18 protein-coding genes are annotated in these 23,431 nt (G+C 73.7%); 7 read left to right on the forward strand and 11 right to left on the reverse strand.

Going from position 1 to position 23,431, the window contains the following annotated elements:
- The first annotated feature begins 10 nt into the window (after positions 1 to 10).
- Positions 11 to 1,294 (forward strand): alkaline phosphatase family protein, encoded by a 1,284-nt coding sequence (locus tag OOK34_RS29260; RefSeq protein ID WP_267037168.1) that lies wholly within the window; start codon positions 11 to 13, stop codon positions 1,292 to 1,294.
- Between the two features lie 11 nt (positions 1,295 to 1,305).
- Complete coding sequence (locus OOK34_RS29265) at positions 1,306 to 2,583, forward strand: MFS transporter (protein WP_267037169.1); 1,278 nt, start codon at positions 1,306 to 1,308, stop codon at positions 2,581 to 2,583.
- Here OOK34_RS29265 and OOK34_RS29270 read toward each other — a convergent pair.
- Both OOK34_RS29270 and OOK34_RS29275 read right to left on the reverse strand, forming a co-directional pair.
- Positions 2,533 to 4,656 carry an efflux RND transporter permease subunit gene (locus OOK34_RS29270; protein ID WP_267037170.1) on the reverse strand — a complete coding sequence of 708 codons (2,124 nt, stop codon included), beginning with the start codon at positions 4,654 to 4,656 and terminating at the stop codon, positions 2,533 to 2,535. The genes OOK34_RS29265 and OOK34_RS29270 overlap by 51 nt on opposite strands.
- Positions 4,644 to 6,251 carry a hypothetical protein gene (locus tag OOK34_RS29275; protein ID WP_267037171.1) on the reverse strand — a complete coding sequence of 536 codons (1,608 nt, stop codon included), beginning with the start codon at positions 6,249 to 6,251 and terminating at the stop codon, positions 4,644 to 4,646. The genes OOK34_RS29270 and OOK34_RS29275 overlap by 13 nt, the downstream gene beginning before the upstream one ends.
- 206 nt (positions 6,252 to 6,457) lie before the next feature.
- Between OOK34_RS29275 and OOK34_RS29280 the strand changes: the two genes are divergently transcribed.
- Both OOK34_RS29280 and OOK34_RS29285 read left to right on the forward strand, forming a co-directional pair.
- Complete coding sequence (locus OOK34_RS29280) at positions 6,458 to 6,871, forward strand: rodlin (RefSeq protein ID WP_267037172.1); 414 nt, start codon at positions 6,458 to 6,460, stop codon at positions 6,869 to 6,871.
- A gap of 172 nt (positions 6,872 to 7,043) precedes the next feature.
- Positions 7,044 to 10,436, forward strand: a complete 3,393-nt coding sequence (locus tag OOK34_RS29285; protein WP_267037173.1) for a DUF4132 domain-containing protein — start codon at positions 7,044 to 7,046, stop codon at positions 10,434 to 10,436.
- A gap of 21 nt (positions 10,437 to 10,457) precedes the next feature.
- Here the strand turns inward: OOK34_RS29285 and OOK34_RS29290 are convergent, their stop codons facing one another.
- Both OOK34_RS29290 and OOK34_RS29295 read right to left on the reverse strand, forming a co-directional pair.
- Positions 10,458 to 11,693, reverse strand: coding sequence for a serine hydrolase (locus OOK34_RS29290; protein WP_267037174.1), 1,236 nt, complete (start codon positions 11,691 to 11,693; stop codon positions 10,458 to 10,460).
- 46 nt (positions 11,694 to 11,739) lie between these two features.
- Positions 11,740 to 12,645 carry an alpha/beta hydrolase gene (locus OOK34_RS29295; protein WP_267037545.1) on the reverse strand — a complete coding sequence of 302 codons (906 nt, stop codon included), beginning with the start codon at positions 12,643 to 12,645 and terminating at the stop codon, positions 11,740 to 11,742.
- A gap of 107 nt (positions 12,646 to 12,752) precedes the next feature.
- On the opposite strand from OOK34_RS29295, the gene OOK34_RS29300 reads away from it, so the two are divergent.
- Both OOK34_RS29300 and OOK34_RS29305 read left to right on the forward strand, forming a co-directional pair.
- A complete protein-coding gene (locus tag OOK34_RS29300; RefSeq protein WP_267037175.1) occupies positions 12,753 to 13,784 on the forward strand; it encodes a helix-turn-helix domain-containing protein in 1,032 nt (343 codons plus the stop codon).
- A gap of 215 nt (positions 13,785 to 13,999) precedes the next feature.
- Entirely contained in the window at positions 14,000 to 14,722 is a 723-nt protein-coding gene (locus OOK34_RS29305) for a hypothetical protein (protein WP_267037176.1), read from the forward strand.
- Between the two features lie 39 nt (positions 14,723 to 14,761).
- Here OOK34_RS29305 and OOK34_RS29310 read toward each other — a convergent pair whose 3' ends face one another.
- From OOK34_RS29310 to OOK34_RS29340, 7 genes are all read right to left on the reverse strand, one after another.
- Positions 14,762 to 16,015, reverse strand: coding sequence for an acetyl-CoA carboxylase biotin carboxylase subunit family protein (locus OOK34_RS29310; protein ID WP_267037177.1), 1,254 nt, complete (start codon positions 16,013 to 16,015; stop codon positions 14,762 to 14,764).
- On the reverse strand, positions 16,012 to 17,304 hold the full coding sequence (locus OOK34_RS29315; RefSeq protein ID WP_267037178.1) for an ATP-grasp domain-containing protein: 1,293 nt from the start codon (positions 17,302 to 17,304) through the stop codon (positions 16,012 to 16,014). Before OOK34_RS29315 ends, OOK34_RS29310 begins: the two co-directional genes overlap by 4 nt.
- Positions 17,301 to 18,539: an ATP-grasp domain-containing protein gene (locus OOK34_RS29320; protein ID WP_267037179.1), complete on the reverse strand. Its 1,239-nt coding sequence runs from the start codon at positions 18,537 to 18,539 to the stop codon at positions 17,301 to 17,303. Before OOK34_RS29320 ends, OOK34_RS29315 begins: the two co-directional genes overlap by 4 nt.
- Positions 18,536 to 19,831 (reverse strand): MFS transporter, encoded by a 1,296-nt coding sequence (locus tag OOK34_RS29325; RefSeq protein WP_267037180.1) that lies wholly within the window; start codon positions 19,829 to 19,831, stop codon positions 18,536 to 18,538. The genes OOK34_RS29320 and OOK34_RS29325 overlap by 4 nt, the downstream gene beginning before the upstream one ends.
- A gap of 105 nt (positions 19,832 to 19,936) precedes the next feature.
- The gene (locus OOK34_RS29330) at positions 19,937 to 20,983 is read right to left on the reverse strand and encodes a PLP-dependent cysteine synthase family protein (RefSeq protein ID WP_267037181.1); all 1,047 of its coding nucleotides are present in this window, start codon (positions 20,981 to 20,983) and stop codon (positions 19,937 to 19,939) included.
- Between the two features lie 149 nt (positions 20,984 to 21,132).
- Positions 21,133 to 21,744 carry a serine O-acetyltransferase EpsC gene (gene epsC, locus OOK34_RS29335; protein ID WP_267037182.1) on the reverse strand — a complete coding sequence of 204 codons (612 nt, stop codon included), beginning with the start codon at positions 21,742 to 21,744 and terminating at the stop codon, positions 21,133 to 21,135.
- Positions 21,744 to 22,325 carry an NADPH-dependent FMN reductase gene (locus OOK34_RS29340; protein ID WP_267037183.1) on the reverse strand — a complete coding sequence of 194 codons (582 nt, stop codon included), beginning with the start codon at positions 22,323 to 22,325 and terminating at the stop codon, positions 21,744 to 21,746. Before OOK34_RS29340 ends, epsC begins: the two co-directional genes overlap by 1 nt.
- A gap of 491 nt (positions 22,326 to 22,816) precedes the next feature.
- Between OOK34_RS29340 and OOK34_RS29345 the strand changes: the two genes are divergently transcribed.
- A complete protein-coding gene (locus OOK34_RS29345) occupies positions 22,817 to 23,416 on the forward strand; it encodes a CAP domain-containing protein (protein ID WP_267037184.1) in 600 nt (199 codons plus the stop codon).
- Positions 23,417 to 23,431: the final 15 nt, after the last annotated feature.

Here is a 23,431-nt window from a genome sequence, read left to right on the forward strand (position 1 = left end):
GAACACCACGATGCCCCTTCCCTCACCGACACCCCGCACGAGACGCGGGGCCGCCCGGCGGTCCGTGACCGTGGCCGCGCTGGGTGCCTTCAGCGCGCTCGGCCTGCTGGGCGCCTTCACCGTCGCCAACTCCCAGGCCGCCGAGAGCGGTTCCGCCGTCCAGGCCGCGTCGGCGGCGCTGCCGGCGTACGACCACGTGGTGGTCGTCGTGTACGAGAACAAGCAGTACGGGGAGATCATCGGCAGCGCGAACGCCCCGTACATCAACCAGCTGGCGGGCGGCGGCGCGAGCCTGACCGGTATGAAGGCGCTGACCCACCCGAGCCAGCCGAACTACTTCAACCTCTTCTCCGGCTCCACCCAGGGCATCACCGGCGACGGCTGCTATACGCCGCAGTCGATGACGGCGGCGAACCTCGGGCAGGAGCTGATCGCGGCCGGCAAGACCTTCGCCACGTACAACGAGGACCTGCCGAGCGAGGGTTCCACGGCCTGCACGAACGGCCAGTACGCGCAGAAGCACAACCCGTGGTTCGCCTTCAAGAACGTGCCGCTGAACACCGGGAAGACCTGGGCGCAGTTCCCGCAGAACAACTTCGCGGCCCTGCCGGACCTGTCCTTCGTCGTCCCCAACCAGTGCAACGACATGCACTCGTGCTCGGTCGGCACGGGTGACACCTGGACGAAGAACAACATCGACGCCTACGCGCAGTGGGCGAAGGCCAACAACAGTCTGCTGGTGCTGACCTGGGACGAGGACAACTACCTGGGGTCGAACCAGATCGCCACCGTCTTCTACGGGGCGAACGTCAAGACGGGCACGTACCCGGCCGCGTTCAACCACCACCACCTGCTGCGGACCTTCGAGGACCTCTTCGGCACGGCCACGCACGCGGGCAACGCCGCCAACGTCCAGCCGATCACGGAGGTGTTCGCCGGATCCACCACGCCCACCCCGACCCCGACCCCCACTCCCACCCCGACACCGACTCCCACCCCGACCCCGACGCCCACCTCCACTCCTCCGCAGGGTGATCTGAAGCTGGCCGACCCGGGGCCGCAGACCTGCAAGTTCAACCAGTCGTGCACCATCCAGCTCAGCGCCACCGGCGGCAAGTCGCCCGTCCGGTACGCGGCCACCGGCCTGCCCTGGGGGCTGAGCATCGACGCCGGCACCGGACGGATCAGCGGAAAGCCCTGGGCGAGCGGCACGATCCAGGTCACCGCGACCGCGACCGACGCCACGGGCGCCACCGTCACCGCCGGGTTCCCGCTCACCGTCAACTGGTTCTAGGGGAGGCATCCGTGTACCTGTCGGCCGGCCGCGCCGCGGACCGGGCCGGGAACCCCCCGGCCACCCCCGCCCCGAAGGGCCCGCTGCGGGCCGTCCCCGGCACGGTGTTCGCGCTCGGCCTGGTCAGCCTGGTCACGGATGTCTCGGCGGAGATGGTCACCGCCGTCCTGCCGCTGTACCTGGTGGCCGGACTCGGGATGTCCCCGCTCGCCTTCGGCGCCCTGGACGGGCTCCACCAGGGCGCCACCGCGCTGCTGCGCCTGGCGGGCGGCCGGGTCGCGGACCGTACCCGCCGCCGCAAGCTCGTGGCGGGCATCGGCTACGCGCTCTCCGCGGGCTGCAAGGCGGCGCTGCTCGCCGTCACGACCCCCTGGTCGGTGGCGGCGGTGCTCGCCGCCGACCGGGCGGGCAAGGGCCTGCGCACCGCCCCGCGCGATGCGCTGATCTCGCTGTCCTGTCCGCCCGGGCAGCAGGGCCGCGCCTTCGGGGTGCACCGCGCCCTGGACACGACGGGCGCGCTGCTGGGGCCGGTGGCCGCGTTCGGAGTGCTGTGGGTGGTGGTGGACGGGTACGAGGCCGTGTTCACCGTGAGTGCCTGCGTGGCGGTGCTGGGGGTGGTCCTGCTGGTGCTGTTCGTCCGGGAGGCCCCGGCGCCCGCCGCCGCCCGGGAGCCGCTGCCGCCCGTACGTGCCCTCGTACGGATCCCCGGTCTGTCGCGGCTGTGCGCGACCGCGGCCCTGCTGGGGGTGTTCACCGTCGGCGACGCCTTCTTCTACCTGCTGCTCCAGCGCCGGCTCGACCTGTCGGCCGCGTACTTCCCGCTGCTGCCCGTCGGGACGGCGGCGGTGTTCCTGCTGGCGGCGCTGCCGGCGGGCCGGCTCGCCGACCGGCTGGGCCGGCGGCGGGTGTTCCTCGCCGGGCACCTCCCGCTGCTCGGCGCGTGCCTGCTGCTCCTGGCTCCGGCGCCGCCCTGGCTGCTGGTGTCCGGGGTCCTGGTGGCGCTCGGCGTGTTCTACGCGGCCACCGACGGCGTCCTGATGGCCGCGGCCGGGCCGCTGCTCCCCGACGGACTGCGCACCACCGGGCTCGCGGTGCTCCAGACGGCCCAGGCCCTGGCCCGGCTGGCGGGCTCCCTGCTGTTCGGGGCGGCCTGGACGCTGTGGGGGCCGGGCCCGGCGCTCGCCGCGGCGGCCGGCGGCCTGCTGCTGTCGCTGGCCGCCCTCGCCCGGCCGGGCCGATCACGAGGCCCAGCTCCGGCTCGGACGGGGCTGCTCCGGCGGCGCCGGTGAACGGCGCGGCAGGCGGGGGCACCACCAGTTGGCCTTGCCCAGCAGGGTCATGGTGGCCGGGACCAGGAGGCAGCGCACCAGGGTGGCGTCGACGAGGACGACGAGGGTCAGCGCCGTCGCGAGCTGTTTCATCACCAGCACCTCGCCCGTCGCGAAGCCGGCGAAGACGATGCACATCAGCAGCGCCGAGGAGCTGATGATCCGGGCGGACCGCTGCACGCCGGCCTCGACGGCGAGGTCGTTGTCGCCGCCGCGCCGGTACAGCTCCTGGATGCGGGAGAGCAGGAACACCTCGTAGTCCATGGACAGGCCGAAGGCCAGGGCGAAGACGACCACGGGCAGCCAGTAGCCCAGGCCGCCCAGGGTGTGCACGCCGAGGGTGCGGGCGCACCATCCGTCCTGGAACACCATGACGAGGGCGCCGAACGACGCGCCCAGGGACAGGGTGTTCATCACGATCGCCTTGAGCGGCAGCAGCAGCGAGCGGGTCATCGCCAGCAGCAGGACGTAGCTGGTCAGGGCGATCAGGGCGGCGGCGCGCGGCGCGTACTCGAGGACCTCGGCCCGGAAGTCTGCGTCGAGGGCGGCCCGGCCGGTCACCCAGACGGGGAAGCCCGCCGGGCGCTCCGCCCGGAGCCGTCGCACCAGCCGGTCGGCGGTGTCCGGGCCGTCGTCGGGCACCGGCACGATGCGGACGACGGCGATCGAGTGCCCGGCGGCCGAGGCCGGTTCGACCCGCTCCGTCTCCGGGCCGGGCGCGGAGCGCTCCGCCCAGGCCGCCAGCCGGGACGGGTCGGTGCGGGCCACGACCACGACGGCGTCGGGCCGCTGCTGGGGGAACCTCTCGGTGACCAGGTCGGCGAAGCGGCGGGCCTCGGTGCCCGGCGGCAGCTGGAGTTCGCCGACCGGGCTGACGAGGTGGACCCGCAGGAAGGGCGCGGCGGCGGCGAGCAGCAGGACCCCGACGCCGAGGGCGACGGCCGGGGCCCGGCGGCGGGTCCAGCGGGCCAGTGCGGCGAACACGCCCTCGTCGGTCTCCCGGCAGCCGCGTGCTCCGATCCGCTTCCCGCACGCCGCGAGCAGGGCCGGGGTCAGGGTGACCGCGGCGGCCAGCGACAGCAGGACGGTGCCCGCGGCGGCCAGGCCCACGGAGGCGTAGAAGTCGCTGGGGAAGGCGGCCAGCCCGCTGAGCGCCGCGGCGATGACCAGCGCGGCGAACAGTACCGAGCGCCCCGCGCTGCTCATGGTCCGCACCACCGCCCGCTCGACGTCGTGGCTTGCGGCGAGTTCCTCCCGGAAGCGGCCGACGGTCAGCAGCGAGTAGTCCACGGCCAGGCCCAGCCCGACCATCGTGGTCGTGGACAGCACCGGGGAGGTGAGGTCGTACCAGCGCGACAGCAGCAGGAGCCAGAGCATCGCGGTGCCGACCGTGGCGACGGCGGCGACCAGGGGCACCGCGGCCGCCACGAGGCCGCCGAACAGGAGGTACACCACCACCAGGGTCAAGGGCAGGGTGATCATTTCGGCGCGCCGGGTGTCGGCCAGGGTCCGCTGCGCCACCGCCGCCCGGGCGCGGTCGCTGCCGCCGAGCGTCACCGTGACGCCGGGCAGGGCCCGGTGCAGGGCGCGCAGCCGGGATTCCACGGCCCGTTCGCAGCGCCGGCGGGCCGGTTCGGGCAGGGAGCGGCCGAGCCGGACGGAGAGGAGGGCGGCCCGCCGGTCGGCGGCGAACGCGCCTTCGGTGAGGGGGGTGACGGCGCGTACGCCGGGAATCGCGGCAAGGTCGCGGCGGGCGGCGGCCAGCTCCCGCCGGAAGGCCGGAGCGGCCACCGGGGGGCCGGAGACCACCGCGTCGATCTGGCCTCCGTACGGACGGACCCCGTCCAGCAGCCGGTTGCCGCGCACCGACTCGTGCGCGGCCACGCTCCAGGGCCGCCGGTCCAGGCCGTCCATCACCGGGCCTGCGGCGGCGAGGCCGGCGGCCAGGAGCAGCAGCCACAGGAGCAGCACGAGCACGTGCCGGCGTACGCAGATCAGGGCGAGGCGGGCGGGAAGCGTGTTCAGGGGGCGCATCGGCGGCCTTCGGAGAGGTAGGCGGAGCTGATCGTGACGTCGCCCGGCTCCCGGGTGGTCAGCCGGGCGAAGCCGTCCTCGCGCATCGGCTCCAGGCATCCGGTGTCCGCGGAGAGCCAGGGCGAGTCGACGATCCTGACGGTCACCGTGGCGGGCCGCGGCATGCGGACGACGATCCCGGCGCCGTCCGCCCTGCGTACGGTGGCCGGCGGGTCCACCAGGGGGACGGCGTCCCGGACGCGGTAGATCCGCCAGTTCCGGTCCCGCCAGACGGGTTCCAGGTATGCGGGACCGCCGGTGACCAGGGCGTGTTCGTCCTCGGAGGCGGCGTCGGGCGGACCGTCGTGGACGACCACGAAGCCCACGGCCCAGCGGTCGAGCCAGGCGCGGTAGGCCCGGGGGGTGAAGCCCCCGTAGAACAGGCGGCCGCGTTCCACGTCCGCCTGCCGGTTCCAGCCGCGCGCGAGGGGGACGTACGGGGCGAGGACGGCTGCCTCGCGGTGGCTGCGCGCCATCACCGCCTCCACCCTGGTGCGGTCGGCGCCCAGGCGGCCGAGGGCGGCGAGGACCCCGTCCGTGTCCGCGGCCCACGGGGGGACCCGGACGGTGTCCCCGAGGTGGGCGGTGGTGTTGCCGGCCAGCCAGACCAGGCAGAGGGCGAGGCAGGCCCCGGCCAGGGCCCGGCGCCGGCGGCCGGTCGCCGTCGCGGCGGCGGCGAGCAGGAGGGCGGGCGCCGCGAGGTCGGCGAGGCGCTCGACGTTCGTGCCCATGGGCGAGGGGACGGCGTACGTGAGGACCACGGCGGCCGCGTACAGCCCGGCGGTGTGCCGTACCCACCGCCAGGTGCGGGGTGCCGCGGCCACGACGGCCAGGGACATCAGCAGCGGGGTCCAGATCCGCTCGAAGGGCATGGGCTGTTCGCCCCGGAAGGGGAACAGCCAGGCCGTCAGGGCGAGTACGGCACCGGGTGGCAGCATCAGCGCGGCGGCCGCCGCACCCCGGCGCCGGACCGCCGGCAGGAGTCCGGCTCCGATGACGGCGAGGAAGAGTCCGGCGACGGGGCTGGCCATCGCCGCGCAGGCGGCGCAGAGCGCGGTGGCGGCGCCGGGGGCGCGGGGCCGGCCGGGCCGGCTGGGAAGGGTCCCCAGGATCGCCGCGAGCGCGAACACGACGCCCAGGACGAAGGTCGTGCGCCCCGAGGCCACCTGGCACCACAGCGTGAGGGCCGCCGCCAGCGCGGGCCTTTCGGGCGCCCGGACACCGCTGCGTACGCACAGCAGGCCGGCCAGCCAGGTGGCCGTCAGCCCGCTCGCCACGGTGACGGGCACCACGCCGAACACCGCCATGGCGTAGGGGGAGATGAGGCTGTAGGCGGCGGTGTGCAGTCCGCCGTGCCAGGCAAGGTTGTAGGCGGAGCCTGGGTGGGCGGCGGCGAAGGCCGCCCATGCCGTCTGGGCCGCGAGGTCGCCTCCGCCGGTCGCCAGGAAGGCCGCCCACAGGGCGTACAGCGGCAGCGCGCATCCGGTCGCGGCCAGCGGCACCCCGAGGGTGGGGGGCACGGCCGTCGCCCGCCGGATCAGGGCGACAGAGGTCATGGGCGGCTCCGGTCGGGCTCGTCGAGGGGGGACCCCTGGTCGGGCTCGCCGAGGGGCGCCCCTTCAACGACGCGCGGGTGCCGGTGTGGCGCTCGCATGCTGCCGTTCGGGTGACGCACCGCCACGTCACCGGCCGCACGGCCGTTACCACCACGACTTCCCCGATCAGGGGATTGTGTTCGGCTACAGCGAAGGAACGTTCGAGAATGCTGAAGAAGATGATGGTCACCGCAGCAGCCACCGCCGCCGCCGTCGGCGCGGGTGCCGCCGTCGCCGCCCCGGCCATGGCCATCGGCAACGACAACGGGATCAACACCGTCAACGGCAACAACGCCCAGCAGATCTACGGCAACCAGAAGACCACCGGCGCCATGAGCCCCCAGCTCAGCGTGATCCAGGGCACCCTCAACAAGCCCTGCATCGGCCTGCCGGCCAAGGTCAACGCCCAGTCGCTGTTCGCCCTCGTCGCCAACATCGGTGTCCAGGACATCAACGTCCTGTCCAACCCGCAGAACCAGCAGTGCACCGAGAACTCCACCCAGGCCAAGGGCGACGAGCCGCTCTCGCACATCCTGAGCAACATCCCGGTCCTCTCCGGCAACCTCTCCGCCGGCAGCTGACCTCTGGGTCACCGCAGTTGAACGGGCTGGCCGTGGGAGTCCGCACGAACTCCCACGGCCGGCCCGTCGGCATGTCCGGGGCCGCCCTCCACGGCCGGTTGTCAGTGGGGCCGTTTACGGTTCGGTCAACGGATCACGCGGTCAAGCGGACGAGCGGACAAGGGGAGGCAGCGTGCGGCGCTGGGAGCAGGTCGGTGGGGGTTCGTCAGTCGGCGCGGAGGTACCGGCGGCGGCCGACCCCGTGGACGAGGACCTCTTCATCCTTCCCACGGCCTGGAAGCGGAATCTGCATCCCCGCCGCGGCGGCGTGCCCCGGACCGTGCCCGGCCTCGACACGGAGGCGCAGGAGAAGCTGCGCCAGTGGCTCGAGGCCGACGCCGAGGCGATCGAGCGGGTGCTCGGCTCCGCGAAGACCGGCCCGGAGCTGACCCGGGCCGCGCGGGCCCATCAGGGCGGCAGTCCGAGCCCGCTGGGCGCCGCCGTGCTGGCGGCCCTGGTGACCCCGCGCGAGGGGCGGTACCCGGTGACGGCGGACGCCTGGGCCGGCCTGTACGGGCTGCCCTTCGCGGCCTGCGCCGCGGTCGAGGCGCTGGAACTGCGGGCCACGTGGTCCTCGGTCAACCGCAAGAGCCACCTTGACGGGGTCGAGACCCGTCCCGAGCAGAGCGGCAACGGCTGGAGCCGGCACGGCGCCCAGTTCATCCTCCATCGCCTGCGGGCCCTGCTCTCCGTGGCCGACGAGGAGACGTACCGGGCCGCGGTCGAGGCGCTGGCCCGTCACCGGCAGAGCCCGCGCCGGCGCGTCGCCACCGCCTTCCTCGTCCCCTCGGAACAGCGGTGGGTGGACGAGTGCTGCGCGGATCCCGCGGCCCGCGAACACGAGGAGCACCTCGTACGGGAGCTGCTGCTCTGCTCCCTGGGATCCGCCGGCCAGGTCGGGCTGTTCGGCGGCCGGGTGGAACTCGGCTGGCGCGCCTGGAACGCCTCCGTCATCGCCACCGTGGCCGAGGGCGTCGGTACGGCGATGGCGCCCCTGCTGGCCGGTGAACTGAACCAGCGGAACATCGACACCGATGAGACCAAGGCGCTGGCAGGCGCCCTCGGCGCACTGCCCTGCGACGAAGCCTTCGGCTTCCTGCTCGACCGCGTCCAGGACAAGCACGTCCGTGCCCCCCTGGTCGCCGCGGCGCACCGGTGCCCGCAGCGCGCCCTGCGCATGCTGGCGCGGGCCTCGCTCGGTTCGGGCCGGGGAGCGACGATGGCCGGGCAGCTGCTCCAGGCCCATGTCGCCGCCCACCGGGACCTGGCGCTCGCCGCCCTGCCCGGTCTGCCGGGGCCGCTCGCCGAGGCCGTCGCGCCCCTCGCCCATCGGTACGGCCTGGTCGAGGAGGCCCCTGCGCAGGCGCTGCCGCCGCTGCTGACCAGCCCGCCCTGGACGAGGAAGCGTACGGTCGTCAAGCCGCGCGTGGTCAGTGGGCTCGTCGCCGAACCCGTGACGCGCGTCGTCTGGCAGGCGGGCGAGCGGGAGGCCTGGGCCAAGACCCAGTCCTGGGTGAGCGCGTGGCAGCCCTACGCTCCGATGGAACAGCTCGTCCAGAAGCTCCGCACGGGCCGGCTCGACAAGTGGCACGCGGTCGGGGTGTTCACCCACGGTCCCGTCGAGGACGTCCGGCCGCTGCTCCCCGGCTGGACGGGGCCGGGCCACGCCTACGACGGGCCGGCGTTGTTCAAGCCCCTGGTCGCCCGCCACGAGGTGGCGGCGCTGCCGGTGGCCATGCGCATGGCGAGCGGCCACCCGACCACGATGGCGCCGGTCCTGCGGCCGTTCCTCGACGCGGACGTGGCACGGCTGATGGCCGAGTGGCTGGTGCGGCTCAAGGTCGCGGGTGAGACGGCCCGTTCCTGGTTCGTGCGGCACGGGGCCGACGCCGCCCGGCTGCTCGTCCCCGACGCGCTGGGCGCGCTCGGGCCGGAGCGGACCGCCGCCGAGCGGGCCCTGTCGGTGGTCGCCTCGGCGCACGGGGCGGAGGTGGTGCGGGGGGCCGCGGCGGGATTCGGCCCTGAGGCCGCCGAGGCGATCGAGCAGCTGCTGAGCGTGGACCCGCTGGTCGCCGCGCTCCCCGCCCGGATGCCGAAGGTGGGGCAATGGGCCGTTCCGCAGGTGCTCCCGCAGATCCTGCTGAAGTCCGGCGGAGCGCTGCCTCCCCCGGCGGTGGGGCACGTCCTCACCATGCTCGCGCTGTCCACGCCCTCCTCGGAGTACCCGGGGCTGGAGCAGCTGCGCGAGCTGTGCACGCGGGAGTCCCTGACGGCCTTCGTGTGGGCCCTGTTCACGGAGTGGCAGCTCGCCGGCATGTCGCCCAGGGAGGCGTGGGCGCTGCACGCGCTCGGCCGGTTCGGTGACGACGAGACCGTACGGGCGCTCACCCCGGTGATCCGGGCCTGGCCCGGCGAGGGCGCGCACCAGCGTGCGGTCGACGGCCTGGAGGTCCTCGCGTCCATCGGCAGCGATGTGGCGCTGCTGCACCTGCACGGGATAGCGCAGCGGGTGAAGTTCAAGGCGCTCAAGCTGCGCGCGCAGGAGAAGATCGCCGCCGTCGCGGCCGAACTGGGGCTGACCGACGAGCAGCTGTCGGACCGCCTGGTGCCGGACCTCGGCCTGGACGCGGCCGGCAGCACGGTCCTCGACTACGGGACGCGCCGGTTCACGGTCGGCTTCGACGAGCTGCTGAGGCCGTTCGTGCTGGACGAGGGCGGCCGGCGGCTGCGGGACCTGCCGAAGCCGGGTGCCCGCGACGACGCGGAGCTGGCGCCCGCCGAGCGCAAGCGGTTCGCCGCGCTGAAGAAGGACGTGCGGACGATCGCCTCCGGCCAGGTACGGCGGCTGGAGGCCGCGATGGTGGCGGGGCGGTCCTGGACGGGCGCCGAGTTCCGGGAGCTGTTCGTCACGCATCCGCTGGTGTGGCACCTGGTGCGGCGGCTCGTGTGGCTGGCGCGGGACGGGGACGCGGTGACCGCCTTCCGCGTCGCGGAGGACCGTACCTACGCCGACGTGAAGGGCGCGGCGGTGGAGGTGGCGGACGACGCGCGCGTCACCCTGGCCCACCCGCTGCACCTCCAGGACGCTCTGGCGGCCTGGACCGAGCTGTTCGCCGGCCACGAGATCGTGCAGCCGTTCCCACAGCTCGGCCGGTCGGTGATGGCCGTGACCGAGGAGGAGGCGGGCGGTGCGCGGCTGACCCGCTTCGAGGGCGTCACGGTGCCCGTCGGCAGGCTGCTCGCCCTGCAACAGCGCGGCTGGGAGCGGGGCGAGCCCCAGGACGCGGGCGTGGAGCGGTGGTTCTCCCGTCGGCTGGGACCGGAGTGCCATCTGGTGATCGCCCTGGACGAGGGGATCGCCGTCGGGATGATCGCCGAGTTCCCGGACCAGAAGCTGGAGACGATCTGGCTCGACAGCATGCCCGGCGACCACTGGCAGTCCCGTACGTACCCGCTGAGGTTCGGCGACCTCGACCCGGTCCTGGTCTCCGAGGTGCTGGTGGACCTGACGGAGCTGACCTCGTGAACCGGGCCGCGGTCGGGAGCCTCAGTGTCCCGGTGAGGCGGTTTCCGGCCGGGCGGCTCCGGTGTCGCACATCGCCTGCCCGTACAGCGTCTCCAGGGCGGCGTCGATGGGGTGGGGCTGCGGGGTCCCCGAGGAGTCCGGCGTGTTCCACCTCTGGAGGTTGACCGCGACGGACATCTGGCGCTTGCCGTCCTCCCGGGTCAGGGAAATCGTTCCGGCCCCCCAGACCGTGCCGTTGTGGCCCCAGAAGGTGCCGCAGCCCGTGTCGACCTTGTGGAGACCGAGGCCGTACTGGATCGTCGATCCGTCCAGGGCGATGACCGGGACCGTGCGCTGCATCTCCGCCAGCGACGACCGGCTGACGATCCTGCCGTCGAGCAGCTTGGCGTAGAAGCGGTTGAGATCGTCCATGGTCGACACCAGAGCGGCCCCGGTCCCCGTCCAGGACATGTCGTAGACGCTGTAGTCGCGCGCCGGGTCGATCCCGCCCCACAGGGCCTCGTACATCCGCGAGTGCGGTCCCTTGATGCGCGGCCCGGTCGGGAACTCCGTGTGCCGGAGCCCGGCGCGCGTGATGACGTTGCGGGTGATGTACTCCTCGGCCGGGGTACCGGTCACCTGCTCCAGGAGCTGGCCGAGGAGCAGGTAATTGGTGTTGGAGTACACCCCCGTGGGGCCTCCCGGCTCACCGGTGGGCGGGGCGCCCAGCCCCAGCTCGATCAGCTCGGCCGGGCGGAACCGCCTGAACCGGTTGTCGTCCAGGCTCTCGGACGAGGGCGTCTGGAGGGACGGGAAGGCGTAGCGGACGTAATCGGGGATGCCGCTGGTGTTGTTGAGCAGCATCCGCACCGTGATCTTCCTGCCGCGCTCTCCCGGCACCAGCTGCGGAAGATAATCGCCGATCGGCGCGTCGAGACTGATCCGGCCCTGCTCCACCTGCTGCATGACGGCGACGGCGGTGAAGGTCTTGGTGATGCTGCCGACGCGCTGGCGCATGTCGGGCGTGACGGGACGTCCGGTCGTGACATCGGCGACCCCGGAAGCGCCGCTCCAGGTCCGTCCGGCATCACGCACCTCGGCGTACACCCCGGGCACTCCCGCGCGGTGGACACCGTCCAGCGCGGACTTCAGCGCCGCGCGGTCGAGGCCGGCCGGAGCGCCGTCCGTCCCCCGGGGCGCGGGAGCGGCCGCCGCGACCGTGGTCGCGCACACGCCGAGCACGGCCACACTCGCGCATATCAACAGTCGGATCTTCATCGGAACATCTGTCCTTCCTGATGGGTGAGTACGACGGGGGAACCGCTCATTCGGCGAGGGCGCGGCGCAGGGCCGCGAAGAGTTCGGCGTTCTGCCGCTGCGAGACCGCGGCGGAGAGGATCGCCTGCGATCCGTGGAAGACGCCGGGCCACTGGTGGAGTTCGACCCCCACGCCCGCCCGCATCAGGCTCAGCGCGTACTCGATGCCCTCGTCGCGGTTCGGGCAGAACTCCGCGGTGGCGATGTACGCCGCGGGCAGGCCGGACAGGTCGGTGGCCCGGGCGGGGGCGGCGTACGGTGTGGCGGGCCGGGAGCCCAGGTAGTGCCGCCACGCCGCGGCGAGCTTGGCGCGGTCGAACCAGGGCGTGTCGGTGAAGTTCCGCGCCGACCACGTCTCCTGGCGGTCGTCCAGTCCCGGCTGGTTGAGCAGCTGGAAGCGGATCGCCGGCCCCTGCTCGTCCCGCGCCCGCAGGGCCACCCCGGCCGCGAGGTTCGCGCCGGCGCTGTGACCGCCGACCGCGATCCGCTCCGGGTCGATGCCGAGTTCGGCCGCGTGCCCGGCCGTCCAGGTCAGGGCGGCGTAGGCGTCGTCCAGGGCGGCGGGGAAGGGGTGTTCGGGTGCCAGGCGGTAGCCCACCGAGACCACCACCGCGCCGGAACCTTCGGCGATCCGGGTGGCCCAGGGGTGTTCGGTGTCCAGGTCGCCGAAGACGCCTCCGCCGCCGTGCAGCCAGACGATGGCGCCCTGTGCGCTCTGTGCGCCCTGCGGGCGGTAGACGCGTACCGGCACGTCCGGGTCGGCGGGGACCGTACGGTCCTCGACCTCCATGTGCGAGGTGTCCGGTGCCGGTGCACCGGCGGCGAGCTGGGCGAAGTCCTTCCGTGCGGCGACCGGGTCGTTCATGTCGATCTGCGGGAGGAACGGGATGAAGGGTTCGAGTTCGGGATCCATGACGACCATCCTCATGGCCGCCTGCCGGGGGGTCATCCGCCATCCGTCGCGCATCCCGCCCCGTTCACGCGCCGCTCGGCGCACCCCTGTCCTCCTATCCTTCTGCCATGGAAGCACTGGCCGTACGGCTGTCGGGACTGGATCCGTACGTCGACGGCGCGATGCGCATCGTCGCGTTCTACGACACCCTGATGCGGCGGCGGGTGGACCTCCCGGCGCTCGCCCGGGCCTCGGCGGGCCTGGCCGAGTGCGTGGCCGGGATCCGGCTCCACGGCACCGGTTGGACGATCCGCGTCTCGCCCGACGGCAGGGAGGCGTCCGCTCCGCCGGCCTCCGCGTCCGCCAGCGTGGCGATCACGCTCGACGAGGAGGAGATCGGCACCGTGTGGCTGGAGCGGCCCGGTCCGGTCGTCCCGCTCGACGACGTGGTGCTGGACCGGCTCGCCCTCGCCGCCGGGGCGGTCGTCGAGAAGTACGGTCCGGCCCGCACCACCATGGCCGACCCGGCCCTCGTCGAACTCGCCGTCAGCCCCGGCACCGACGAGGCCGCCAGGGCCCGGGCGTTGCGGCTGCTGGGATTCGCCGCCGGCCTGCCGGTCCGCGTCGTCGCCGTGCGGTCGCCGCTCGCGCTCGACGGGATCGGCGGCCTGGCGTGCCCGGGAGGCCCGGTGAAGGCGGCGACGCTCGCCGATGTGGGCGTCATCCTGGCCACCGCCGTGGACCCGGCCCGCTTTCCGGCCGGCGTGCGCGCGGGCATCGGCGCGGCCGAAAGCCCCGACCGGTCCTGGCGGGAGGCCCGCACCGCCCTGCGCTTCACCACCGCGCGCCGGCCGGTCGTCCACCACGAGGAGCTGGGGGCGTTGGCGCTGCTGGCCGAGATACCCCAGGAGGTCTCGCGCGGCAATGCCGACGTGGCCGCGATCGCCCGGATCGCCGGCAGCCCGGAGGATCTGGAGACTCTGGACGCCTACTGCGCCACCGGCTCCCTGCGCCGGGCCGCCGACCTCCTCCACCTGCACCACAGCAGCGTCGCCCGTCGGCTCGAGCAGCTCGCCAGGACCCTGGGCATCGAACTCACCGAGCCCACCGGACTGATACGGGCCAGGCTCGCCCTCACCGCGTGGCGGCTGCTCGACTGAGGAGCCGGGGAACGCGGAAGGCCCCGGTCTCCGTGAGGAGGCCGGGGCCTTCGATCGAGCGCTGGGCAGGCCTTGCACCTGCATTCCCCCACGGGAAGTGGGGTGTCTTTCCTTGGACCACCAACGCCGGGCCCGCCATCGTGATTCACGGCCGCGAGCTCGAGAACAACTATACGGCACACTGGCGGTCCGAAAACCGATGGGGGGAGTTGCCGATGATGCCGCGTCGTCCGCGTGCCGTGGCGGCGGTCGTCACGCTGGCTGTCTGCGTGGCGGCCACCACGGCGTGCGAGTCCGAGGGGCGGCCCGGGGTGCGCCGCGCCGAGCCGCTGAGCGAGGCCGAGCTGATGTCCGTACTGCCGGCGGAGAAGGCCTTCCCGGGCTACACCGTCAGGCCCCGCGCGGCGGATGCCCCGCCCTCCCCCGCCCGCACGGGCAGCGAACTCGCTCCGGGAAGCCCCGAGGAGTGCCGCGCCCTGGTCGACTTCGAAATCGACCACGGGCTGCGGCACCGGCCGACGGCGAGGGTCCTCGCCGACGTGTCGCGGCGCGGGGACACCTCCGGCCGGCGCGAGAAGGCCGACTTCGCGAAGTTCCACTCCGTGGCGCTGTCGAGTTACACCGTCGAGGAGGCGTCGGCGGTGATGGACTCGCTCAAGAAGGCGGTGCCGCTGTGCGGCACGTTCCTCGTGTACACCCTGTCCTACGGCGACCAGGACGCCCGCATCCGTGTCGGCGAGCGGCCCGCGCCGGCGGCCGGGGACGACGCGGTGTCCTTCGACTGGACCGTGCCGGACATCCCGATGAACGAGACCGTGCCCGTCACGCTCGTCCGTACCGGCGGGGTGATCGCCTCGTACTCCGGCGCCGTCCCGGCCGGGATTCCGCAGCGGCAGCACGGGAGGCTGCGGGCCTTCCTCTCCGGATCCGGGGGCTGACGGGGGTACAGGTGCCGGTGCCGGGTGACGGGTGACGGGTCAGTCGATCACGATCTCCGTCTCGAAGCGGGCGCCCAGGGCGCGCAGGCGCCGTTCGCACTCCTCCCGGTTCGGCGCCGACAGGACGGCCGCCGCGAGGAAGTCCGAGGAGAGTGCCGCCTCGGAGAGCACCTCGCCCGGTTCCGCGAAGACCCCGTAGAACTCCACCCACGGCTCCTCCGGGGTGACCGGGATGCCGCGTACGGTTCCGGGCCGCTTCATCATCAGCACCTGGCCCGCCATGCGGACCGGTGCCAGCCGGGCGCCCTCCCCCAGCCTCGCCAGGGCCGGCAGCCGCAGTCCCGTGTACGCCCGCGACGCCAGCTCGACCGGGTGCACGCCGAAGACGGCGGTCAGCACCTCGCGGATGCGCGCGCCGGCGGGCCGGGACGCGACCTCGCAGACGACGAGGCGGTCGTCGGGGGTGTGGAAGACCTCCGCGTGGAAGGCGTAGTCGTCCGGGCCGTCCAGGGCGCCGAGCGCCTCCTCCGCCAGCGCCAGCAGACGCGGGGTCAGCGGGTCCGAGGGGTCCAGGGTGAGGTCCACCCGGGCGCCGGGGTCGGCCTGGAAGGAGGACAGGTCGTACTGGTACTGGGAGGGCCAGGCCATCACCGTACGGCCGCCCACGACCACGCCGTCCACGTGGCACATCCGGCCCGGGACGTACGCCTCCAGCAGGAGGTCCTCGCGGAGGGCGGCGCCGGGTGCGAAGGCCTCGGCCAGGTGCCGCTCCAGCTCGTCCGTCGTCGTCACGATCCTCAGCCCGACGGAGCCGAAGCCGTCGCGGGCCTTGAAGACCAGCGGGAGGCCGTGCCGCGCCGCGAAGGCCCGCGCCTCGTCCGCCGTACCGGGGAGGGCGTGCGGGGCGACCTCGATGCCGGCCGCCTCCAGCCGCTGCTTCATCAGGACCTTGTCCCGGAAGAGCAGCACCCCTTCGGGCAGCTGCCCGGGCAGGCCGAACTTCTCCCGGAGCCGGGCCGCCCGGAACAGGTCCGCCTCGTGGGGCGCGATGACATGGGTGACCTGGTGTTCCTCGGCGAGCTCGAGGGCCAGCCGGTCGAGGAGTTCCTCGTCGTCGAAGGTGTCCACGACCTCCAGCCTGCGGTAGCCGCCGGGGCCGTCCGGGACCTGCTCCCCGCCGCCCTCGATCCGGTCGCGGGCCGCGATCATCACCACGCCCCCGTCGAGCTCCGCCAGCCACCGGTCGTACGGGAACGGGTCGAGCGGGAAGCGGTGCAGTACGAGCGCGGTCACGCCGCGACCTCCAGGTCCTGGGCGTCCGCCGGCGCGGCGGCCGGGGTCACGCAGATGTGGATCTGCGCGGTCAGCCGCTCGCAGAGGGCGATCGCCGCGTCGGTGTCGGCCGCCGTCACGGCGGCGAAGCCGAGGCGGTCCCAGTTGTCCCGCAGCGGGCGCACCGTGTCGCCGGGCTGTACGGAGACCTCCACGGCGAGCACGTCGGCGCGGGCCGCGACCTCCGCCACGCCGGAGACGGCCGTGACCGTGCCGGGGTCGCGGAGCACGAAGCGGGTGCAGGCGCCGGCGCGCGCCTTCGGGGGCTCCGGGAGCGCCTCGACCAGGCCCAGGGGCCAGGCGACCCCGTAGCCGAGGAGGTCGATCCCGTAGGCGGCCTCGACCAGTTCGTTGATGTGGCCGCCGCCGACCCGGTTGTGGGACTCGATGACGACGGGGCCGCGGGAGCCCAGGCGCAGCTCGGTGTGGCTGGGGCCGTCGGTGACGCCCATCGTGTCGAGGAAGTCCGCGACCGCGGCCGTGACCCGGGCGTGCGCGTCCGGCGCCAGGCGGGCGGGCAGGGCGTGGCCGAGCTCCGCGAAGTGGGTGTCGTCGACGAGCTTCTCGGTCACGGCGATCACCACGTGGCGGCCGGCGAAGCTGAAGGCCTCCACGCTGAACTCGGGGCCGTCGAGGTAGGACTCCATCAGGAACTCGCGGACCTGGTAGAGGGTCGAGCCGCGGTCGCTGCGCCGGCCGCGCAGTTCCTCGATGCGCTGCCAGGTCGTGTCCAGCTCGTCGGCGCCGCCGACCCGGATCAGGCCGAAGCTGGCGGTGGCGTCGGTGGGCTTGATGATGAAGGGGTAGCCCGCGCGGGCGGCGAAGGCGTCCAGGGACGCGCGGTCGCTTACCCGGTCCCAGTGGATCGACAGCTTGCCCTGCTCGGTGAGGTGCTGCCGCATCAGGTACTTGTTGCGCATGCGCCGACTGGCCTCGGGGCCGGTGCCCCGGAAGCCGAAGTGGGCGTTCAGGCGGGCGGCCATGTCCAGGCCGGCCTCGGTGAGGGAGACGACCGTGTCGAAGCCCCAGACCTCGCGGGAGGCCTCGGCGAGCGGCCGTACGGTGTCCCAGTCGGTGTAGTCGACCATCAGGAGGGCGTCGGCGAGCCCGGTCTGGTAGGCGTTGATCTTGTCGGGGTGCTGGAGCAGCACGACGCGGACGCCCAGGGCCTTGGCGCGTTCGAGGTGCTGGTCCGTGGCGCCGACGAGCAGGAGGGTGCGGTCCGGGGCGGGCGCGGTCGGGGCGGTCATCGCAGTGCTTCCTTCGGGGTGGGGGTGGTCGTGGTGCGCAGTGCGGTGTGGGCCGCCGCGATCCGTCCGGCGGCTTCGGCGGGGGTGGGGGCGTCGACGAGGGCGTAACCGTGGCGGCTGCCGGAGTCGGTGGTGAGCGGGAGGACGTCGCCCGGCCCGTACGGGAAGTGCAGGGCGTGTACGTGGTCGAGGGCGCGCAGCTCGTCGAGGCCCTCGACGGACTCCAGACGTCCGGCGGGGAGCCGGAAGAAGCCGATGGAGGCGTAGCGGTGGGGTGCGGGGGCGGTGACGTCCTCGCCGGCCAGGGCCCGGAAGACGGCGGCCTCCAGGTCGTAGCCGGTGGCGACCTGTACGAGCAGCGGGATCCGGTCGCCGCCGAGGCGGGCCTGGGACTCCACGATGCGCGGTCCGGCCGGGGTGAGGATGACCTCGGTGTGCGCGGGGCCGAAGGTGTATCCGGCGAGGTCGAGCAGGGCGGTGACGGTGTCGCGGATCGCGTCGGCGTCGGCGGGGTCGAGGGGGGCCGGGTGGATGTGCCCGGTCTCGACGAATCCGGGCGGGCCGCTGGTCTGCTTCGCGGTGATCCCGACGATCTGGTGGGTGCCGTGGGCGGTCAGGGTCTCGACGCTGAACTCCGGGCCCTCGAGGAAGTCCTCGACGATGAAGGGGCCTTCGAAGCCCCCGGACTTGACCCGGGCGGTCCACTCCGCGAGGTCGTCGGGGGTGCGGACCAGCGCGACCCCGCGGCTGCCGGCCGAGTTGGTGGGCTTGACCACGGCCGGCAGGCCGAATTCGGTGAGCAGCGGCTCCACTTCGGCGAGGCTCGCGGCCTGCCGGGCGCGGACCACGGAGACGCCGCTGGCGTTGAGCAGGCCGCGCATCGCGTTCTTGTCGTTGAGCAGCCGGACGGACTGCGCGCTGTTCGGGGACAGTCCGAGGGCCTCGGCTTCGGCGAGGACCGGGGCCATGGTGGCCTCGCTGCCCAGGTGCAGGACGTGCTGGACGGAGTGCTCACGGGCCATGCGGGTGATCAGGGAGCGCAGCGCGGCCTCGTCCTGGAAGTCGACCAGGGCCAGTTCCTCCGAGTGCGCCGCGACCATGTCGAGGTAGTCGGCCTTGCGGAGCGCCGGGTCCCAGATCGACCAGACCTGGAAGCCGGCTTCGACGGCCTTGCGCACGAGCTGCTCGTACGGCATCACCATCAGGAGTCGGCCGGTGCTGCGGGGGCGGGTCATGACGTGGCTCCGTTCTGGGCCGGCGTGGCGGCCGGTGTGATGGCCGGCTCCGCGGCGGCGCGGCGGGACTCGCGCAGCGGCAGCAGGGAGCGGTAGACGAGGATGGCGCCGAGGCCGCAGGCGCCGTAGAGGAGGCTCATGCCGACCGGGGAGAGGAAGGCTCCCACGGTCACGCACAGGGAGCCGATGAGCAGGCCGATGCGGGGTACCAGGCCGTAGGCGGCGAGGTACTTGGTGCGGGCGGCCGGGTCCACCAGGTCGGCCAGGATGGCCTGTTTGACCGGGACGTTCGCGATCTCCCCGAGGGTGAACACGACGGCGGCGGCGATCAGGATCCAGCCGCTGTTGCTGACGGCGAGGACCATGTGGCCGGCGGTGAAGACGGCGATGCCCGCGTAGAGCCGGACCCGGTCGGACAGCCGGCGCAGCAGGCTGCCGGTGAAGAGTGCGAAGCCGACGACCAGGGCGGTGTTGACCGCCCGCAGGATGCCGAGCATGGCGACGCCGTCCACGGCGGGGAACCAGTGTTCCAGGCCGGCCAGGGCCTGCTCGGGGAACTCGTCCGCGAGCCGGACGGCGATGTAGTAGCCGATCTGCACCTCGATGGCCCGGGTGAGGATCGCGGCGCCCACCAGCCGCAGGAAGACCCGGTCCCGGGAGACGGCGAGGTAGCCGCGGATCATGGCCGGGATGCCGGAGGCCTGCTCCTTGGCCGACTCCGGGGCGCTCTCGGCGATCCGCCACCAGGTGACCAGGGCGGTCGCCAGGGACAGGGCGGCCGCGGCGGTCAGCAGCAGGGCGAAGTGGTCCCCGTAGAAGAAACCGCCGATCAGGGCGCCGACGGTGAACGCCATGTTGATCGACCAGTAGTTGACCGTGTAGACGAGCTGCCGGTTCTCGGGGGTGGAGACGTCGATCATCATCGCCTCGGCGGCGGGGCCGGCCGCGCTCGCGAGGCAGGTGTTGAGGAGGAAGAGGACGAAGGTCGCCGCTCCCGACTGCCACCAGGGCGAGTTGGCCAGGGCGAGCAGTCCGAAGGTGAGGGTCGCCCCCACCTCGCCGGCGACCATCAGCGGCTTGCGGCCGTAGACGTCGGCGAGGTGGCCGCCGACGAAGTTGCTCCCGATGCCCGCGGCGGCCACGACCATGGTCAGTACGCCGGCCGCGGCCGCGCCGTACAGCGTGGCGAGGTGGATGACCATCAGCGGCATCAGCATGATGCCGAGCATCCGCTGGACGAATCCGATGCCGAGCCTCAGCTTGATGTTCGGGTGCAGCTGACGGAAGTTCACGCCCCGGCCCCCTCGGGCCCGGTGTGGCGGGCGGTGGTGGTCACCGTCATGTCGGGTTCCTTTGCGAGGTGGGGGACGGAGCGGGAACGCCGGGGCGGAGGTGGGTCAGGACTTGGTGCTGAGCGCGGCGGCCGGCTGCTGCACGGGCCGGACGCCGGGGGCGGCCGCGGCGGTGGTCGCCGTGGTCGCCGTCGTGGCGGTGGTGGCGGGGCCGTCCTCGCTGTAGAGGCTGAGGTAACGCTCGCCGGTGTCGGGCAGGATCGTGACGATGGAGGCGCCGATGTAGTCCGGGTGCGCGGCGAGCCGGGCGCAGGCGTGGGCGACGGCGCCGGAGGAGACCCCGACGAAGACGCCCTGGCTGCGGGCGAGCGTACGGGCGGTGGCCATGGCGTCCTCGTCCGAGACGGTCACGACGTGGTCGATCAGGGAGACGTCGGTGGTCGCGGCGACGAATCCGCCGTTGAGGCCGGGGATGCGGTGCAGGCCGCCGACGCCCTGGGAGAGCACCGGGGAGTTCTCCGGCTCGACCGCGATGACGCGGATCTCCGGGTTCTGCTCCTTGAGGTACTTCGCGACGCCGCTGAGCGTCCCGCCCGTGCCCACCCCGCAGACCAGGACGTCGACCTGGCCGGCCGTGTCGGCCCAGATCTCGGGCCCGGTGGTCTCGTAGTGGGCGCGCACGTTGTCGGCGTTCTCGTGCTGGCAGGGGAACCAGGAGCCGGGGGTCGCGGCGTGCAGTTCCGCGGCCTTGGCGATCGCCCCGGGGTAGCCCGCGTCGCGCGGGGTCTGCACGACCTCCGCTCCCAGCGCCTTGAGGAGGGCGACCCGCTCGGCGGTGGCGCTGTCGGGCAGCACGATGACGCAGCGGTAGCCGCGGGCCGCGGAGAAGGCGGCCAGCGAGATGCCGGTGTTGCCGGAGGTCGCCTCGATGACGGTGCCGCTGCCGGGGGTGAGGTCGCCGCGCTGCTCGGCGGCCCGCAGCATGTACAGGGCGGCCCGGTCCTTGCTGCTGGACATCGGGTTGGCGGACTCCAGCTTGGCCAGCACCTCGGCGCCCGGGGCGCTGTCGTCGAAGCGCAGGCGGATCAGCGGGGTCGAGCCGACCAGGTCCGCGATGCTGTCGGCGATGCGGCGGGTGTCACGGCTTTCCACGTGTGGTTCCTCGCAAGTCAGGTCGTACGTACGGCTGCCTGCCGGTGGTCGTACAGCGAGCCGTACTCCGGTGCAGCCTTCGTGGGGGGAGGTTCGTCAGGGGTGAAGCGGGTGGAGCGGGTGGAGCAGGTGGAGCGGCGGGCTCGGGGCTACCAGGAGCCGGCCGAGGCCGTCACGGCGTACAGGTCCTCCATGGGCTGCGGCCGTTCGCCGACCGGCTTGATCACGGCGGTGGCGGCGAGCACCCGGGCGCCCGCGGGCACGTCCTTGTTCACCAGGGCCTGGGCCCCGATGACGGCGTGCTCGCCGATGGTGACCGGCCCCAGTACGGTCGCGTTCGTGCCGAGCACGACGTGGGCGCCCACCACGGGGTGACGGCGGTCCCCCTCGGGCCGGTTGTTGTCGCTCCACCAGCCGACCGCTCCCAGGGTCACCTGGTGGTAGATGGTCACGTCGTCCCCGACGACCGCGGTCTCGCCGATCACCACGGCGGCGCCGTGGTCGATGAACACCCGCCGGCCGAGCACCGCACCGGGGTGGATCTCCACGGACGTGCTGCGGCGGGCCTTCCAGGCGATGAGCCGGGCGATCATCCGCAGTCCGCGCAGGTGCAGCCGGTGCGCGACCCGGTGGGCCCACAGCGCGGGCAGGGCCGCGTGCAGCAGCGCCTCGCGGCGGTTGCGCATGGACGGGTCGCGGGCGATGACCACGTCCAGGTCCTCCTTCATGATCCGGAGCAGTCCCGGCGTGCCGGCCGCCATCAGACGAGCACCCCGGCGCGTTCGCCGGCCTCGGCGACCCCGGCGAGCAGGGAGCGGGTCAGGCTCTCCAGCCGGGCCACGAGCTCCGGGTCGGTGTAGCGGCCGTCCTCGACGGCCAGCGCGCCCGCGCGGGCGACGGCGACCGGCTCGTGCTCGACGACCCGCGCGCCGCAGCGGCCGAGTACGCCGATCAGGCCGGTCTGGGCGTCGAGGGCGCCGCGCACTCCGGGAGAGGCGCTGGTCACCGCGGTCACCTTGCCGGTCAGCGGGCTCGGACGCTCGCCCTGCGCCCGGGACAGCCAGTCCAGGGCGTTCTTGAGCGCGCCGGGCATCTCGCCGTTGTAGGAGGGGGTGCTGATGAACAGCGCGTCCGCGCCGGTGACCAGCTCCTTGGCCGCGCGGACGACGGCCGAGCCGTCGGCGGCCTCCAGTTCGGCCTCGTAGAAGGGCAGTTCGCCGACGGGGAGCAGCACGCTCTCGTGCTCTCCGGGCAGGCCCTCGAGGATGTGGCGCACGGTGGCCAGGACAGCGGTGTTCACCGAGTCGCCGCGCGTGCTGCCGGATATCAGAACGATCTTCACCAATGGAACTCCTTCTCCACAGCCTCCCGGTCGGCAGGCCTTCGACTGGTCGAGACTCACGCCTGCGTTCCCGGGCCCCCGGCCCTTCCCCGGTCCGCCCTTCGGACTTCAGGGCGTCGGCCGGGGCACCGAGGTACTCGAGCGGGACGATCCGGCCCGCGTCCTGTGCACAACCGTGTCAGCTCGGCCCGATGCGCCGCTCGACTGCGGCTCGGGCCCGGGCGGAGGGCCGCTCCAGGGTCGGCCGGGGCGCGCCGGGTGCCGGGTGGGGGACGGCGGGTGATGCTGGTGGCATGGGTGGCGTTCCCGGGGTGCGGCTGCCGGCCCGTTGACCGCGCGGCGCCGGCCGCCGCCCCGCAACTCCCGCTGTTCCGCACGCCGGATGGCGATCAGGGGGGGGCCGGGTGGCAGGCTGGGGAGAGCAGCCGCAGCGCGGGGGCTCCTCCACACCGCTCGTCACACCTGTTCGTGTTCGCAGGAGGTGGAAGCCCGTGAGAAGCCGCACTTCACGTACCCGCACCGGGGCCGCTCTGGCGGTGGCCGCGGTCCTGTCCGCCACCCTCGTACCGGTGGCCGCGTCACCCGCGACGGCCGCGAGCTGTGACAGCTCGGCGTCCAGCCGTCCCCCGGGCGGCGGCGTCCAGGAACGCGATGCCGTCCTGTGCCTCGTCAACGCGGAGCGCACGGGGCGCGGACTGCCCGCCCTGACCGTGAACCAGTCCCTGACCGACGCGGCCCGGCAGCACACCGCCGCGGCCGTGCAGCTCAAGTGGTGGGGGCCCTGGAAGGATTCGCACACCAACCCGCAGACCCGCTCCACTCCGCAGAGCCGCATCATGGGCGCCGGCTACTGCCCCAACCCCCGCTCCTGGGGCGTCTCCGAGATCACCTACAACGGCTGGGGCGGTGCGGGGACCCCGGCTTCCGCCGTCAAGTGGTGGATGAACAGCCCGGGTCACCGCGCGATCATCCTCGACTCCTCGCTGCGTGAGTTCGGCGGCGGGGCGCAGGCCGGCGCGGCCGACCCCGCCGGCGCGGGCGCGAGCGGAGCCGGCACGTACGTCGTCACCTTCGGGCGCTGCCAGCGGTGACCCTGCCCCCGCTCC

Source organism: Streptomyces sp. NBC_00091 (assembly GCF_026343185.1).
Lineage (GTDB): Bacteria > Actinomycetota > Actinomycetes > Streptomycetales > Streptomycetaceae > Streptomyces.